Here is a 15,865-nt window from a genome sequence, read left to right on the forward strand (position 1 = left end):
CATATGGAATGGTCCTTAACCAAAGCGGAACTGGACAAACAAATGTCAGCAGCCAAGCAAGTTGCCGAAGAAGATCTGAAACGTTCGGTACTATTTGCCAAACTTGATGACATGGTTAACTGGGGCCGGAAAAATTCTATCTGGCCTTTTAACTTTGGCCTGTCCTGTTGTTATGTGGAAATGGCCACCAGTTTCACCTCCCGCCATGATATTGCTCGATTTGGAGCGGAAGTTATTCGGGCGACGCCGCGACAAGCTGACCTGATGGTTATCTCAGGCACCTGTTTTCGTAAAATGGCACCGGTGATTCGACACTTATACGATCAATTGCTGGAACCTCGCTGGATCATTTCCATGGGCTCATGCGCCAATTCCGGTGGTATGTATGACATCTATTCTGTTGTGCAGGGGGTAGATAAATTTATCCCTGTCGATGTCTATGTACCGGGCTGTCCACCGCGACCGGAAGCATTAATGGAAGGATTATTATTACTGCAGCAAAAAATAGCTCACCAACCCAGACCGTTAAGCTATGTCGTCCAAGAGCAAACGGTTCAGGAGATTGCTAAACCTTCCCTGCGTGATATCAAGCATGAACACAGAATTCATGTTAAAAACCTGCCGGAGCCTGATCAGATATGAATCAGAGCAATGAGGTTAACAATATAAGCGAATGGCATCCGGGGGATGACTATACGCTGCGTGACGAAATTGCCCATATAAACTCTGACCTTGGTTTACAGGAACAGCAAGTCCAGGATCAAATTGAAACCTATTGGCTGGAAAAGTCGCAGTTGCTGAGTTTGATGCAATTGTTAAAACAACAAATCCCCAATGGTTTTGATATGTGTTTTGATCTGTTTGCCGTTGATGAACGGGTCCGGGAGAATAAACTGGCCAGTAGTTGTGAAGATTTCACGCTGGTCTATCATCTACGTTCAATGAAACGCAATCAGGATATTCGTATCAAGGTTGCACTGTCTGAACCTGATAAAACCATCGAAAGTGTTTGTGGTATATGGGCAAACGCTAACTGGTACGAACGAGAAGTTTGGGACATGTTTGGTATCCGATTTACCAATCATCCTCATCTGGCTCGGATCCTGATGCCGCCTACCTGGGTCGGTCATCCATTGCTCAAAGATCATCCCGCCAGAGCGACGGAAATGGAACCGTTTACCCTGACCGATAAACAACAAGACATTGAGCAGCAGGCTTTGAAGTTTCGCCCGGAAGACTGGGGCATGAAGCGCCAAAGTGCCGATGCCGATTTCACCTTTTTAAACCTCGGACCCAATCATCCTTCCGTTCATGGGGCGTTTCGTATTGTTCTGCAAATGGAAGGTGAAGAAATTGTCGATTGCGTGCCCGACATTGGTTATCACCACCGCGGCGCTGAAAAAATGGGCGAGCGTCAATCCTGGCATAGCTACATACCCTATACCGACCGCATCGATTATCTCGGGGGAGTGATGAATAACTTCCCCTACGTTATGGCCGTTGAAAAACTGGCCGGAATCGAGGTCCCGGAACGCGCGAAAATGATCCGCATTATGACGGCGGAAATGTTCCGAATTCTGAGCCATCTGTTGTTTTATGGCACCTTTGCCCAGGATGTCGGGGCACTGTCACCAATATTTTATATGTTTATCGATCGTGAAAAGCTGTTTGCCATCGTCGAAGCCATTACCGGGGCGCGTATGCACCCAAGCTATTTTCGCATTGGTGGAGTGGCTATGGATTTGCCAAAAGGCTGGGATACCCTGGTTCGTGAATACGTCAACTATCTGCCAAAACGCCTTGATGAATATGAAAAAATGGTTATGCAAAACCGTTTGCTTAAGGCTAGAACCGTCAATGTCGGCGCGTATACCACCGAGGAAGCCATCGAATATGGCGTTACTGGTCCGGGTTTGCGTGCCACGGGATACTCCTGGGATCTTCGTAAGCAACGCCCGTATAGCGGTTACGACCAGTTTGAGTTTGATGTACCGATTGGCCACAACGGCGATAGTTATGATCGGTGCCGGGTTCGGGTCGAAGAAATGCGTCAAAGCATCCGTATCATAGAACAATGCCTGAACAATATGCCTGCAGGCCCCTATAAAGCGCAACATCCGCAAACAACGCCGCCGGACAAGCGTTACACCATGCAAGATATTGACACTTTGATACCGCATTTCGTCAACGTGTCATGGGGACCCGTGATCCCTGCCGGCGAGGTAAGCGTGAGTGTCGAAGCTACCAAAGGCATCATGGCTTACCATCTGGTTAGCGATGGTTCAACCATCAGTTATCGGACCCGAATTCGTACTCCGTCTTTTGCCCATTTACAAATGCTGCCATTGATATCCAAAGGGCAAATGGTTGCCGATTTGATCGCGACGCTCGGCAGTATTGATTACGTCATGGCCGATGTCGACAGATAAGGAAAATCATTGCAATGAAGCGAAATCACATAAGGAAATCTCAGTGTCACTAGCAACACAATTACCCCGTGTCGGGGAAGGCAATATTGATATTCATTACCTGAATTATCGGGACTATCTGAGCGTGGAAGAAATCGAGGCGATTGAGCATGAAGTTACGATCATGGGCCGACGCCATGCCGCCGGCATCGAGGCGCTAAAGCTGGTCCAGAAAAATCGCGGCTGGATATCCGATGAAAGCCTGTATGCAATTGCCGATTTATTGCAAATGAGCGCCAGTCAACTCGAGGGCATCGCTACCTTCTACAACCTGATTTATCGGCAACCGGTTGGGCGTTACGTCATCCATATTTGTGATTCGATCAGTTGCTACCTTACCGGTTATCAGGCGGTCAGCAATGCGATAAAAGACCACTTAGGCATCGATTATGGGCAAACGACTGACGATGGCATGTTTACCCTGCTAACCAATGCGTGTCTGGGCAGTTGCGATAAAGCACCTGCGATGAAGATTGGTGAAGATCACTTCGAACAGTTAACCCCGCAATCTGCATGTGAAATTCTGCAACAACTGCAGCAGGAGTTACCAAAAGATACGCCAAACCCAAGAGAATAAACGAGGCACTGATGACCACAGACAAGCCACTAACACAACACATTAACCTGGTACAGCCACTGGCGATGGCGGATTATGTTGAGGTTGGGGGTTATCAAAGTGTTAACAAAGCCTTACAACACATGTCGGCTCAGGACGTGATGGCGGTGGTAAAATCATCCGGTTTAAAAGGGCGTGGCGGCGCGGGGTTTCCCACGGCGATGAAATGGAGTTTTGTGCCGGACTTTGAACCCGATGACCCCCGATACTCTCAAGATAAATATTTAATTTGTAATGCCGATGAAATGGAGCCCGGAACCTTTAAGGATCGTTGGCTGCTCGAAGGTGTACCGCATCAATTAATCGAATCGATGATCATTGCCAGTTATGCCATCGGTGCCAACAAAGCTTTTATTTTTCTACGCGGCGAATATCACTTAGCGGCAAGGCGTTTGCAACACGCCATTGATGAGGCCTACAAGCATGGCTTCCTTGGTAGCAATATTGTGCAAAGTGGTTACCATTTGGATATTTATCTGCATACCAGTGCCGGCCGATATATTTGTGGCGAAGAAACCGCATTAATTAATGCCCTGGAAGGCCAAAGAGCCAATCCCAGAGCTAAACCACCATTTCCACAAGTCAGTGGTTTGTTTGGCAAGCCTACCATAGTAAACAATGTCGAAACCTTATCGAACCTACCGCACATTATTAATCAGGGCGCCGACTGGTTTAAAGAACTTTCCAATAACCAGGATGCGGGTACCAAAATCTATGGCGCTAGTGGCCGGGTGCAACGACCGGGCTTGTGGGAGTTACCAATGGGGATCACGGTACGTGAACTGCTCTATGATCATGCGGGTGGTTTGCAATCGGGCCTTAACCTTAAAGGGTTTCTACCCGGTGGCGCATCAACGGATTTTCTAACGGCAGAACATTTGGATCTGGTGATGGGGTATGACGAAGTCAGTCAGGCAGGCAGTCGCCTGGGGACCGGTGGGATCATTGTTCTTGATGACCGTAATTGCCCGGTAGGTATGGTGCTCAATCTTCTGAAATTTTTTGCTCAGGAATCTTGCGGCTTTTGCACCCCTTGTCGTGACGGTACGGCCTGGGTGGTGGAAACCTTAACGCGGATTGAGCAAGGTCAGGGTAACAAGCAAGACCTCGATAGTTTACACAAGCTGTGTGATTTTATGTGGCTTGGAAAAACTCATTGTGCGCTGGCGCCCGGGGCCGTAGAGCCCTTGCAAAGCGCATTAAAATACTTCCACGATGATTTCGAACAGCATATAGACAAGCATTGCTGTCCTTATCATGGCCATCATTAACGGGAAATTTATAGAATGGATAAATTTCAACCAGATACATCGGCACAGCAATCAAAAAGCCCGGAATTAGTGACCGTACACCTTGATGGCCAGGCGTTGCAATTACCAAAAGGCGAAAATCTGTTGGCAGCGATTTTGTCGCAAAAATTCAATTTACCTTATTTCTGCTGGCACCCGTCAATGGGCTCCATCGGTGCCTGCCGTCAATGTGCACTTACCCTGTTTACGGATGAAACACAGCAACGGGGTAAAACCATTATGGCATGCATGACTCCCGTCGCCGATGGCATGTACGTTGGGTTAGAGCATGCTCCCGCCGCTGAATTTCGCGAGCAGGTGATTGCAGCAATGATGACCAATCATCCCCATGATTGTCCTGTGTGTGGTGAGGGGGGAGCCTGTCATTTGCAAGATATGACGGTAATGACGGGGCATTCACAGCGTCAGTATCAAGGGCTTAAACGCACCTTTACCAATCAATATTTAGGACCTCTGGTCAATCATGAAATGAATCGCTGTATCACCTGCTATCGCTGTGAACGCTTTTATAAAGATTATGCCGGCGGGAAAGATTTCGCCGCTTGCGGATCGAAAAATCAGGTGTATTTTGGTCGTCAACAAGATGGCGTGCTGGAAAGTGAGTTTGCGGGAAATCTCGTGGAAGTTTGCCCGACAGGCGTGTTTACCGACAAACCTTTTGCGTCCCACTACACCCGAAAGTGGGATTTGCAATCGGCTCCATCCATTTGTCAGGGCTGTTCAGTTGGCTGCAATATCAGCGTTGGTGAGCGCTACGGCAGCGTTCGCCGCGTGATTAATCGCTACCACCATGATATCAACGGTTATTTCATCTGCGATAAAGGCAGGTTTGGTTTTTCCTATGTTAACAGTGAATCCAGGATCACCAGCCTATCCGGAATTGATGTAGGTAATGATGCTCAGCCTCATGATTTTTCTATTGCTGTGGCCAGACACAAAAGCAAAGCATGTCTGGGAATTGGTTCTGCCAGAGCGAGTCTGGAAAGTAATGCGGCATTAAAGCAACTGGTTGGCCGCGACAATTTTTGCAGCGGCCTGACGGCACATCAGCAGGCATGTATTCGTGCCTGCCAGTCTTTGATGCAGCACAAGCAACAGGCAAGTATTCAGGATATTGAACAAAGCGATTGCATTATTGTTTTTGATGAAGATATTACCCAAACCTCTGCCCGTATCGCGCTTGCCGTGCGTCAGGCAACGCGCAATGCTGCGTTTGATAAAGCTCAGACGTTGGGTATTCCACGCTGGCAGGACGATGCGGTTCGTACTGCCGCACAGGATTTGCGCTCTGACCTTTTTTTATTGCAAAGCAAAAGCAGTAAACTTGATGATGTTGCAACGTTTAGTACACCACTGCCGCAAGAAACCATCACAGATCTTGCACATTCATTAGTGAAATATGGGTTGAATGCGACAAGTGCTGAAGCGCCAATGGTCGCAGCGGAAGATGCACTGTTATCCCGTATTTTAACCGCATTACAACGGGCGAAACGGCCGTTAATTATTGGCGGTTGCAGTCATTGGCACCTGGAACTACTACAAACCATCGAGCGCCTTGCTGGTGCTGCGCCGAATCACTGGCAGTTTGCATTATTGCCCGATGCCGTCAATGCTCTGGGTCTGGCCAGCTTAATGGATGAACATACATTAAGCCTGGAGCAGTTGCAGGCCAAAGAGCTGAGTTCAGCTGCGCTGATTGTTATGGAAAACTCATTGTCCGCCTTGTCCGTTGATCAAAAACAGCAATTGGTTGAGCAATGCGAAACCCTGATAGTCATTGATCATACTCACCATGATTTATCGATCCGGGCCGACATTGTGCTTCCATCTACGGCATTTACCGAAAGTGATGGCGTGGTGGTGAACTATCAGGGATTAGCACAGGCATTCTTTCGCGTAAAACCGCCAACGATGCCGTTGCGCAGTGCCTGGCAATGGTGTCAGATGCTTGATGATGTGTTTGGTCAGGGCAACTTAAACGGTTTGCAAAAACTGTCACAATTACGCGCCCACTTTCAGCAAACGCTTGCTGGCTATCCGGATATGAGTGCGCTGTTCGCTGAGCAGTTATTGTTTAAATCGGCGCGGCAATCGATGCGTTATTCGGGGCGCACGGCGATGATTGCCAACCAAACCGTCCATGAACCTAAGAATCCGGTAGATCCCGATTCCCCGTTTAGCTTTTCTATGGAAGGACCCGGAAAATTAGATGCTCAGGGGCATGCCTTACCACAGCCGTTTTCCTGGGCTCCGGGCTGGAATTCCAATCAATCGGTGAGTAAATATCAGGTTAGCGTTGGCGGTGTGATCAACAATCGAGCGAACCACGTGTACCTTGGCAACGACCAAATAGACAAATTAGATAATTCAGATAATACAGCAGGTTATGGCGCAAGTGGCGACGCCAGTGCGGATGCCAGACAGCAAGAGCGGCCAGCAACCGAAGCCATAATAGTCGGTAACACAATGTCGCCTATGGTCAGTGGATTAACGTTCAGGAAATTACCGCATCTGTTTGCAAATGATGAATTTGCCCGCACCATTGCTGAATTCGCCTTGATGGCACCGCCGCCATGTTTGCTTATCAATACGGCGGATATGGACAAATTGTCAGCGGCTGATCTAACCAATAAAACAGAGTGCAAAATCAGCCATGTACGTGTCGAACTTGCTGATCAATCATCGCTTATTTTGCAATTGTTCCCTTGTAGCGATGTTGCCAAAGGGGTGGCATATCTGCATCACCCTAGAGTAAATCACGAGCCCCTGCTTAGTCTGTTGTCGTCAATATCTGTAGCCACAGCTAATGATATTGAAGCTCATCAGCAGCAACTAAACGACGAGTTACAGCAAATCCTGGAACAAAAAAATCGTAACCTTGCCCGGCTTCAGAAAACCGATCAGATGATCCCGATTCAGTTTGTCGGGGAGGGACGCTGATGGGCTTTATCGAACCTTTATTTCCATTTATTGAAATGACCATTATCATTCTGGCATTGATCCTTATTGCCGCTTTTTTGGTCTGGGTGGAGCGGCGCATGATTGGTATTTGGCAGGACCGCTTGGGCCCCAATCGCGTTGGTCCCGGTGGCGTATTGCAATCGGTTGCCGATCTTCTGAAAATACTCGGTAAAGACGAATTTACCCCTAAGTTTGCCGACAGGTTTACATTCCTGCTTGCGCCATTTATTGGCGCGATAACGGTGCTGATGAGCTTTGCGGTAATACCGTTTTCTGAATCGATAGGCGTTAGCGATTTAAATATCGGCTTATTGTTCTTTCTCGCGATGACGTCACTGGCCGTGTATGGCGTGGTATTGGCGGGATGGTCGTCCCGAAATAAATACGCGCTATTGGGTGGCATGCGCGCTGCAGCGCAAACCATCAGTTATGAAGTGTTTATGGGCCTGTCGATGATGGGCGTAGTGCTTTTGGCCGGCAGTTTCAGCTTGCGTGATATTGTTGAAGCGCAACAACAGAGCTGGTTTATTACCAGTCAGTGGCTTGGTTGTCTGGTGTTTCTGGTTGCCGGTATTGCTGAGAGTCACCGCTTACCTTTCGATTTACCAGAGGCCGAAACCGAACTGACGGCAGGGTTTCATACCGAATATTCCGGATTTAAATTCGCATTATTTTTCCTCGGTGAATATTTGGGTGTCACCTTGATTTCGGCGATGACGGTTATTTTGTTCTTTGGGGGGTATCTGCCACCTGGGTTTCTTGCTGATACGGCGCTGGCCAATATTCCGGGGATCGTTTGGTTTACGGTTAAAGTCGTTTTCTTCATTATGTTTTTTATCCTTCTTCGCACTTCCTTGCCGCGTCCAAGGTTCGATCAATTACTCGCCTTTGGCTGGAAAGTCATGTTGCCCTTATCGCTAATCAATTTGCTGTTAACCGCCGTTCTAAGACTAACCGGTGTACTCGGAGGTGCTCATGTTTAGCCAGTTTCGAACCATGTGGCTGGTGCTTAAGCACACGTTCACAAAAGCGGATACGGTCGAATATCCAGAACAAAAGCCGTATCTGGCGCCTCGATACCGTGGCCGTATTGTGCTTACCCGAGACCCTTCTGGTGAAGAACGTTGTGTCGCCTGTAATTTATGCGCGGTTGCCTGTCCGGTCGATTGTATTTCGTTGCAGCAAACCACGGATGCTGATGGACGCAAACGGCCGGAATTTTTCCGCATAAATTTTTCCCGCTGCATTCTGTGCGGATTTTGCGAAGAAGCTTGTCCTACCTATGCAATACAGCTCACCCCGGATGTTGAATTAGCCGAATATGAACGGTCAAATTTAGTGTACGAAAAAGAGCACTTACTCATTGATGGTCCCGGAAAATATCCAGATTACAGTTTTTATCAACATAGCGGCATCGCCATAAAGTCAAAAGCGAAAGGCGAAGCTCAAGGGGAGAAACCCCCGGTCGATGTCAGGGGATTGATGCCATGATACGTATACAGGAAATGAACACATGAATCTGGAATGGATCTTTTATTTCGCCGCAGCCATCGCCTTTATCGCCAGTATCAAAGTCGTAACCGGGGAGAATGCGATCCATGCATTGCTGTATTTGGTGGTGTCTTTGCTCGCCGTTGCTTTGTGCTTCTATCTACTTGGTGCTCCCTTTGCCGCAGGTCTTGAAGTTATCGTATACGCTGGTGCTATTTTAGTGCTATTTGTGTTTGCAGTGATGATGTTTGATTTACAGGGCGACCGACCACCGGCATTGTTTCAGCAATCCTGGTTTTCAACCTGGTTTGGACCGCTAGTGCTTACCCTGACACTCGCCATTATGCTGGCATTCATCTTATTTACCGGATCTGTGGATAAAGAAATTGAAGCTGGAATTGTTAGTGCCAAGCAAGTGGGAATTGCCTTATATGGACCCTATTTATTAGCGGTTGAAATCGCATCATTTTTACTACTGGCCGGGCTCATTGCGGGTTATCACTTTGCCAAATACAGCAGTCAGGGAGAGCATCTATGATCGATATCCCGATTACCCATGTGTTCTTGATCAGTGCGTTATTATTCTGTGTTGGTTTTATCGGCGTACTGGCGCGGCGCAATACCTTATTTATGCTAATGAGCCTGGAAGTCATGCTTAATGCGGTTGGTCTGGCATTTGTTGGTGCAGGTTCGTTATGGCAACAGGCTGATGGTCAAATTATGTTTATTTTGATTCTGACTCTGGCTGCTGCCGAAGTTGCAATCGGTTTGGCGCTTTTAATCCGGATGCAACATCAGCGACATAATATTGATGTCGATGGTTTGTCGCAAATGAGGGGATGATGATGACAGCATTGACGCTATTACCGTTTTTTCCAATGTTAAGTTTCTTATTGCTGATCGCCTTTTCAAAACGCCTGAACTGGCACTTGGCCACCATGATTGCGTTAACCGGGGTTGGTTTGAGTTTTCTGGCCAGCGTTGTCGTGATCCATGAGTTGCAGCAAGCGGTTAATGGCGGCAGTGATGGCGTCGGCTTAACTCACTATCTGTGGACCTGGTTTATGCTCGGTGAGCACGAGGTACGTTTTGCCTTTTACGTGGATCAGTTAACAGGGGTGATGATCGCAGTCGTGACCGGCGTTGGTTTCTTAATCCATGGTTTTGCGGCCGCGTATATGCGCGATGATGGCAATTACAGTCGCTTTATGGCCTATATGAACCTGTTTATCTGCGCCATGTTACTGCTGGTGCTGGCGGAAAATCTGGTGTTGTTGTATCTGGGATGGGAAGGCGTCGGTTTGTGTAGCTTCTTGCTCATTGGGTTTTGGTATAAAGATCCGGGTAATGCAATGGCCGCACGAAAAGCATTTATTGTCACCCGCATCGGCGATACGTTATTGGCATTAGGGTTGTTTTACCTGTTTATGGAAACCAATACCCTCAATATTCAGGAGATTTTGGCACAACAGCAAGACTCGCCATTATCGGCTCAGGCTGCCTGGTGGATCGCCTTATTATTGCTTGGTGGTGCCGTTGGCAAATCAGCACAATTACCTCTTCATACCTGGCTACCTGATGCGATGGCCGGACCAACACCAGTGAGTGCTTTGATCCATGCAGCAACCATGGTCACCGCTGGTGTGTATTTGATTGCCCGTATGCAAGGGGTGTATATACTGGCTCCAGAAATACTCAATCTGGTGGCCTGGGTTGGAAGTTTGACCTTATTGCTGGCAGGTATAGCAGCCTTGGCTCAAGAGGATATTAAGCGGGTACTTGCTTATTCAACGATGAGCCAAATTGGTTATATGATGTTGGGTTTAGGCGCTGGCGCTAATGTCGCCGCAGTGACCCATTTAATGACTCATGCGTTTTTCAAAGCGCTGTTGTTCCTGGGGGCCGGTGCAATCATTCTCGCGGTTCATCATCAACAAAACATCTTTAAAATGGGTGGTCTGCTAAAACGAATGCCGCTGATATCAATATTATTCTTAATCGGTATCGCCGCGCTTATCGCCTTTCCCGGGACTTCCGGGTTTGTTTCCAAAGAAGCCATTATTGGTCAGTTATGGCAATCGCCAACCGCAGGCCCCGTATTTTGGTGGATAGCAGTGATCGGCGCATTTATCACCAGTGTCTACAGTTTCAGGTTGGTTTTTATCACCTTTTTTGGACAATACCACTCAGAGCATACCTTACAGGAACAACGCCATGGATTAATCGTTGTGCCGTTAATGGCACTGGCACTGCTTGCTCTGATTGGCGGTTATATACCAACAGGGTTAGAGCAGGTGTTTAATCAAGTGCCACAAGCTGGGGCAGAGCAGGGACCTGCATGGTTGCATACCGTGGCGATTATTGCGCCATTGCTAGGGGTAGGCGTTGCCTATCTGTTATTTTTTCCTAAAACCGATGGACCCCAACCTCAACCTGGCACCAGCAGCACCTATCGGTTTAGTCGCAATGGCCTTGGGTTTGATGCGACCTATGACACCTTGCTTGTAAAGCCCTTTGTCTGGCTGGCCAGGATTAATCGTAACGATGTCGTTGATTCGCTGGTTCAGTTGATTAGCTGGAATGCGTTTACCTGGCATAGTGCGATGAAAGCGGTGCAAAGTGGCCGCTTGCGTTGGTATGCGGCAACCCTGGGCATCGGTACCGGTTTATTGCTATTGGGAGTCATTCTATGATCTTTACCAATATCATCATTATTTTAATGTTCACCGCTTTAGTTGCGCTGTTGGTGGGGAAAAAGTTTGCGCGTAGCTTACCTTATGTGGCGTCCGCCGGCGTTTTAACCAGTTTTGTGATGCTGGCTCAGTTTGCCAATCATCACCAGGATTTATTTCATCAGGCAATGCCTTTGGTGTCGGTGCCCTGGATTTCCAGTCTGGGTATCGAATACGCCACCTTTATCGATAGCTTAAGTTTTATCCTAGTGGCCCTTACCTTAATATTGGCACTGGTGTGTATTCTGGTTTCCGTAACCGAGATCAAACAACATTTAAACTTCTACTATTTTAATTTGCTTGCCGCGTTAGCTGGCATCATTGGTGTGTTTGCTGCCGCCGATTTGTTTCTGTTCTTTTTCTTCTGGGAAGTCATGTTACTGCCGATGACTGCGTTGATCGCAATATGGGGTCATGAAAACAGGCGCTATGCAGCCATTAAGTTTTTTATCTTTACTCAGGTTTCCAGTTTATTGATGTTAGTCGCCATCATCGTTATGGCGTTTATTTATCAGCAGCAATTTGGTCAGTTCAGCTTTAACTATTTTGAATGGCAACAATTGGATATAGCCATGCCATTGCAGACTTGGCTAATGTTTGGATTCTTCGTCGCCTTTGCGGTGAAACTGCCGTCTTTTCCATTTCACACCTGGCTACCCGATGCTCATACTCAGGCACCTACCGCCGGCTCCGTATTACTTGCAGGCGTATTGTTAAAAACCGGTGCCTACGGGTTAATGCGATTCGTCTTGCCGCTATTTGAACAGGCCAGTATTCAATTCGCGCCCATTGCAATCACCCTTGGTGTGATCTCAATTATCTACGGTGCAGTGATGGCATTTGCGCAAACAGACTTCAAACGCCTGGTGGCATACTCTTCCATCAGTCATATGGGATTCGTTACTCTGGCGCTATTCTCATTTTCCCCTATTGCTTATCATGGCGCGATAGTTACATTAGTTGCTCACGGGTTAAGCAGTGCTGCGCTGTTTGCTATGGCTGGTATGCTCTATCAAAGGTTGCATACCCGAGACCTGAATAAAATGGGCGGCCTGTTTGCCAGCGCACCGCGTATGGGAGGAATGCTACTGGCCTTCGTCGCCGGAGCCTTTGGGATGCCGGGGTTGCTTAATTTTGTTGGTGAATTTATGACGTTAACCGGCACATTTGCAAACCATCCCGTAGCAACGGCTTTAGCCGCCACGGCAATGATAGGTTCGGCAATTTATGGCATGTATCTGTTCCAACAAAGTTTTCAGGGAAAGCCAGTAACACATTCTGCCGTTGAAGATTTGCGTGGCCATGAATGGTTGTTATGCAGCATCTTATTTGGCTTGCTGCTCTATCTCGGATTATTCCCACAATCGTTGTTAATGCATTTTGATGCCATTTATCCTACGGTCGCTGACGCCCAATTGATTGGAGGTAAGCTATGATCCTCGAACAATTTATTGCTATTGCTCCACAACTGATCCTGTCGCTTGCTATTGTCATGCAGCTATTGCTGATAGCATTTAAACGCTCACAACATAGCATTGCCTTTTTTACCGCCAGTGCCATTTTACTGGGGTTAATGGCGCACTATCCGGCTATCGCCCAGGTTAACCTGCCAGTTACCCCTTTGTTGTATTTAGATGTTTTCTCATTAACGATTAATGTATTGATTTTATCCTGTAGTCTGGTCGCTGTCTGGGTGAGCTATGGTTATTTGCGCTCTGCCGTGGAGTTTCACGACGAATACTATGTGCTATTGCTACTTGCCGTGCTTGGCGCCAATATTTTAGTCTTAGCCAATCATTTTGCCGCGATATTTTTAGGCTTCGAGTTACTGTCTTTATCCTTGGTGGGAATGATAGGTTACCTGCACTTGCGTCAGCATACCTTGGAGGCCGGTTTTAAATATCTTATTTTAAGCGCAACAGCCTCGTCAGTGATGCTGCTGGGTATGGCATTCGTCTATGGTGCGACTGGCGATATGAGCCTGGCGTACCAGGTCCCCGATCAGCAAAACCTGCAAATGCTTGGGCAAGCCGGTTTGGTTCTGATCATGGTGGGATTTTGTTTTAAGCTATCTTTGGTGCCATTTCATGCCTGGACCCCGGATGTTTATCAGGGCGCCCCTATGCCGGTTACGTTAATGCTGGCCACCGTGTCTAAAGCGGCAATGTTTGCCATCTTAGTGAAGTTTTGGTTGGTATCGGCGATTTTTAACAATGATTCGTTGCAATTTTTGCTCTTAAGTATTGCCATCGCGTCGATGCTAGTGGGGAATCTTCTCGCTCTGACTCAGAAGAATATCAAACGTCTGCTCGCGTATTCGTCCATTGCGCATATGGGCTATTTAATTATTGTGTTGGCGATTCAATCCCAACAATCTGTAGCCTGGGCGCTAAAATCCGGGGTGTTTTACATTCTGGTTTACATCATCGCTACGTTGGTGATCATGATTTATCTTTCCGCAAGCTCAAAAGCGCACGGGTATCGTGACAAAGATGACTGGCGCGAGTGGCAGGGAATGATTTGGCAGCGCCCTTTGCAGGCGTGCTGTTTAATTCTGGCGTTATTGTCTTTAGCGGGAATCCCGCTTACCGCAGGGTTTATTGGCAAATTTTACTTATTTACGGTTGCCATCGAAAACCAACTTTGGGGGGCGATATCGGCATTGATCGTCGGCAGCGGTATCGCACTGTATTATTACCTGAGTATTATCTTCTGCATATTGGCCAAACCGATTGCAAGTGACGTAACTATGTCGACGGAAAAAACGGGAAACTTTACCATTTCCCATGCTACCGTTATGGGAATGTTAACGGTGATTATAGTCGCGCTTGGTGTTTTCCCGGATATCCTGGCAAGCCAACTCATTTTTCAATCAGAACCGGTAACGGTGATCTTCAATGAAGCGAGCCAACGATTTTAGTTAGTCGTTTTGACGATATTTTTGTTAAAAATGTAACAAAATTAGATATCTCACTACTGATAAGGTAATCGGTAGTGAATTTTCTCACGCCCAAAACCTTAAAACTCAACAAATTCAACCGGTTACAAAATGTGGCTTAATAATTGAATATTCAATTACAAAGACAACCAATAGGGGAGAGCCAATCTGGCACTAAAATGTTCCCTTATTTTCAGTTACAGTATTTACAAATAAAAAATAGGTCCAGGGATATGAAATACAATACCATTGCTGCAGTTTTAACATCTTCGCTTTTATTATCCGGTTGTATCATTCACGTTGGTGCTGCATCGGCCGATGTGGAACTGAATGAACAGTTAGCCATGTCATCACAAGGCATTCGCCATTTAGATATTAGTGCTGGCGCCGGCACTCTAAACGTTGTTGGTCTTGAAGGTGCAACAGAAATTCAGGTGAGTGCACAAATTCATACCACAGAAGAAAAAAATTATACCTTAACATTGGAGCAAGACGGTGATACCGCTGTGTTGGTAGCCGAGCACGGTAATACCAGCGGCTTTTGGAGTGGTGACTCGCCACATATTAATGTTCAGGTTACCGTACCGAAAACAATGCAATTAACCGTGGACGATGGCAGTGGTGAAATGTCGATAACAGATATCCACGGCGATCTTGATATTGAAGATGGGTCTGGCTCTATGGATATTGCCCGGATACAGGGTAAAGTCGACGTGGATGATGGCTCAGGGTCGTTAACCATAACGGATGTGAGCGGTGATCTTAGCGTTGATGATGGCTCTGGTTCACTCACGTTGAGTAATGTTGGTGGTGATGTCAACGTGGATGATGGTTCCGGTGAATTATTGATTGAAGACGTGGTAGGTGAAGTTACCATTCATGATGGCTCTGGTGCTATCACCGTTCGAGGCGCTGGTGGATTAACGATCACCGAAGCCGGTTCCGGTGGCTTGAGTGTTACCGGCGTTAAAGGTGGCTTCAATATCGGCAGCTAACACCAATCACATTTAATTATTACTCACCTGTAGGGAGTTAGTGAGAGGCCCGTTTACGGCCCTATATTTCATTAATATAGAATGACTATATCAATGAAATCTATGTTGTAAGTGAACCTGAGCCTAACTCTGAGTTGTGCACAAACTTAATGTGATTGGTATAAAGTTTTGCACAAATGTAAATATGGCCCGGTAATGGGTGATTTTTGTCCGGTTTATCTTGCATTTATTAATTAACAAGGTATGATTCGCGCCTTGATTATCCTGCGCTCAATTGTATTGGGTTACGCCCGCTTTAGCGATTAAAGCATTGGCCAGGATTGGGATTGGGGTTTTTCCGCCAACTGACTTGCC

At 47.1% G+C, this 15,865-nt stretch carries 13 protein-coding genes; all 13 read left to right on the forward strand.

Going from position 1 to position 15,865, the window contains the following annotated elements; all coding sequences use genetic code 11:
• The first annotated feature begins 3 nt into the window (after positions 1 to 3).
• The 13 genes from ACHUFQ_RS10800 to ACHUFQ_RS10860 all read left to right on the forward strand — a co-directional run bounded on the left by ACHUFQ_RS10800 (position 4) and on the right by ACHUFQ_RS10860 (position 15,511).
• Positions 4 to 642 (forward strand): NuoB/complex I 20 kDa subunit family protein, encoded by a 639-nt coding sequence (locus tag ACHUFQ_RS10800; RefSeq protein ID WP_394175465.1) that lies wholly within the window; start codon positions 4 to 6, stop codon positions 640 to 642.
• Positions 639 to 2,429: an NADH-quinone oxidoreductase subunit C/D gene (nuoC, locus tag ACHUFQ_RS10805; RefSeq protein WP_394175467.1), complete on the forward strand. Its 1,791-nt coding sequence runs from the start codon at positions 639 to 641 to the stop codon at positions 2,427 to 2,429. The genes ACHUFQ_RS10800 and nuoC overlap by 4 nt, the downstream gene beginning before the upstream one ends.
• A gap of 43 nt (positions 2,430 to 2,472) precedes the next feature.
• Positions 2,473 to 3,045: an NADH-quinone oxidoreductase subunit NuoE gene (nuoE, locus tag ACHUFQ_RS10810; RefSeq protein WP_455342389.1), complete on the forward strand. Its 573-nt coding sequence runs from the start codon at positions 2,473 to 2,475 to the stop codon at positions 3,043 to 3,045.
• Positions 3,046 to 3,056: 11 nt separating this feature from the next.
• Positions 3,057 to 4,355, forward strand: coding sequence for an NADH-quinone oxidoreductase subunit NuoF (gene nuoF / locus ACHUFQ_RS10815; RefSeq protein ID WP_394175468.1), 1,299 nt, complete (start codon positions 3,057 to 3,059; stop codon positions 4,353 to 4,355).
• A 15-nt stretch (positions 4,356 to 4,370) separates the two neighbouring features.
• Positions 4,371 to 7,334 (forward strand): NADH-quinone oxidoreductase subunit NuoG, encoded by a 2,964-nt coding sequence (gene nuoG, locus ACHUFQ_RS10820; RefSeq protein WP_394175469.1) that lies wholly within the window; start codon positions 4,371 to 4,373, stop codon positions 7,332 to 7,334.
• Positions 7,334 to 8,338 carry an NADH-quinone oxidoreductase subunit NuoH gene (gene nuoH, locus ACHUFQ_RS10825; protein WP_394175470.1) on the forward strand — a complete coding sequence of 335 codons (1,005 nt, stop codon included), beginning with the start codon at positions 7,334 to 7,336 and terminating at the stop codon, positions 8,336 to 8,338. Before nuoG ends, nuoH begins: the two co-directional genes overlap by 1 nt.
• On the forward strand, positions 8,331 to 8,846 hold the full coding sequence (gene nuoI, locus ACHUFQ_RS10830; protein ID WP_394175471.1) for an NADH-quinone oxidoreductase subunit NuoI: 516 nt from the start codon (positions 8,331 to 8,333) through the stop codon (positions 8,844 to 8,846). Before nuoH ends, nuoI begins: the two co-directional genes overlap by 8 nt.
• 22 nt (positions 8,847 to 8,868) lie before the next feature.
• Positions 8,869 to 9,384: an NADH-quinone oxidoreductase subunit J gene (gene nuoJ / locus ACHUFQ_RS10835; protein WP_455342390.1), complete on the forward strand. Its 516-nt coding sequence runs from the start codon at positions 8,869 to 8,871 to the stop codon at positions 9,382 to 9,384.
• Entirely contained in the window at positions 9,381 to 9,689 is a 309-nt protein-coding gene (gene nuoK / locus ACHUFQ_RS10840; RefSeq protein WP_394175472.1) for an NADH-quinone oxidoreductase subunit NuoK, read from the forward strand. The genes nuoJ and nuoK overlap by 4 nt, the downstream gene beginning before the upstream one ends.
• Before the next feature lie 2 nt (positions 9,690 to 9,691).
• On the forward strand, positions 9,692 to 11,539 hold the full coding sequence (gene nuoL / locus ACHUFQ_RS10845) for an NADH-quinone oxidoreductase subunit L (RefSeq protein ID WP_394175473.1): 1,848 nt from the start codon (positions 9,692 to 9,694) through the stop codon (positions 11,537 to 11,539).
• A complete protein-coding gene (locus ACHUFQ_RS10850) occupies positions 11,536 to 13,014 on the forward strand; it encodes a complex I subunit 4 family protein (protein ID WP_394175474.1) in 1,479 nt (492 codons plus the stop codon). Before nuoL ends, ACHUFQ_RS10850 begins: the two co-directional genes overlap by 4 nt.
• Positions 13,011 to 14,498, forward strand: coding sequence for an NADH-quinone oxidoreductase subunit N (locus ACHUFQ_RS10855; protein WP_394175475.1), 1,488 nt, complete (start codon positions 13,011 to 13,013; stop codon positions 14,496 to 14,498). Before ACHUFQ_RS10850 ends, ACHUFQ_RS10855 begins: the two co-directional genes overlap by 4 nt.
• Positions 14,499 to 14,749: 251 nt before the next feature.
• Positions 14,750 to 15,511 (forward strand): DUF4097 family beta strand repeat-containing protein, encoded by a 762-nt coding sequence (locus ACHUFQ_RS10860; protein WP_394175476.1) that lies wholly within the window; start codon positions 14,750 to 14,752, stop codon positions 15,509 to 15,511.
• The last annotated feature ends 354 nt before the right edge of the window (positions 15,512 to 15,865 follow it).

The sequence above is a fragment of the Thalassotalea litorea genome (assembly GCF_043642205.1).
GTDB classification, from domain to species: Bacteria; Pseudomonadota; Gammaproteobacteria; order Enterobacterales; family Alteromonadaceae; genus Thalassotalea_A; species Thalassotalea_A litorea.

What these genes read in the sequence shown, in the direction of transcription:
- nuoC (WP_394175467.1), top strand. Translation starts at nt 639, where the DNA reads ATGAATCAGAGCAATGAGGTTAACAATATAAGCGAATGGCATCCGGGG.
- ACHUFQ_RS10850 (WP_394175474.1), top strand. Translation starts at nt 11,536, where the DNA reads ATGATCTTTACCAATATCATCATTATTTTAATGTTCACCGCTTTAGTT.
- ACHUFQ_RS10800 (WP_394175465.1), top strand. Translation starts at nt 4, where the DNA reads ATGGAATGGTCCTTAACCAAAGCGGAACTGGACAAACAAATGTCAGCA.
- nuoJ (WP_455342390.1), top strand. Translation starts at nt 8,869, where the DNA reads ATGAATCTGGAATGGATCTTTTATTTCGCCGCAGCCATCGCCTTTATC.
- nuoL (WP_394175473.1), top strand. Translation starts at nt 9,692, where the DNA reads ATGACAGCATTGACGCTATTACCGTTTTTTCCAATGTTAAGTTTCTTA.
- nuoK (WP_394175472.1), top strand. Translation starts at nt 9,381, where the DNA reads ATGATCGATATCCCGATTACCCATGTGTTCTTGATCAGTGCGTTATTA.
- ACHUFQ_RS10860 (WP_394175476.1), top strand. Translation starts at nt 14,750, where the DNA reads ATGAAATACAATACCATTGCTGCAGTTTTAACATCTTCGCTTTTATTA.
- nuoH (WP_394175470.1), top strand. Translation starts at nt 7,334, where the DNA reads ATGGGCTTTATCGAACCTTTATTTCCATTTATTGAAATGACCATTATC.
- nuoG (WP_394175469.1), top strand. Translation starts at nt 4,371, where the DNA reads ATGGATAAATTTCAACCAGATACATCGGCACAGCAATCAAAAAGCCCG.
- ACHUFQ_RS10855 (WP_394175475.1), top strand. Translation starts at nt 13,011, where the DNA reads ATGATCCTCGAACAATTTATTGCTATTGCTCCACAACTGATCCTGTCG.
- nuoF (WP_394175468.1), top strand. Translation starts at nt 3,057, where the DNA reads ATGACCACAGACAAGCCACTAACACAACACATTAACCTGGTACAGCCA.
- nuoI (WP_394175471.1), top strand. Translation starts at nt 8,331, where the DNA reads ATGTTTAGCCAGTTTCGAACCATGTGGCTGGTGCTTAAGCACACGTTC.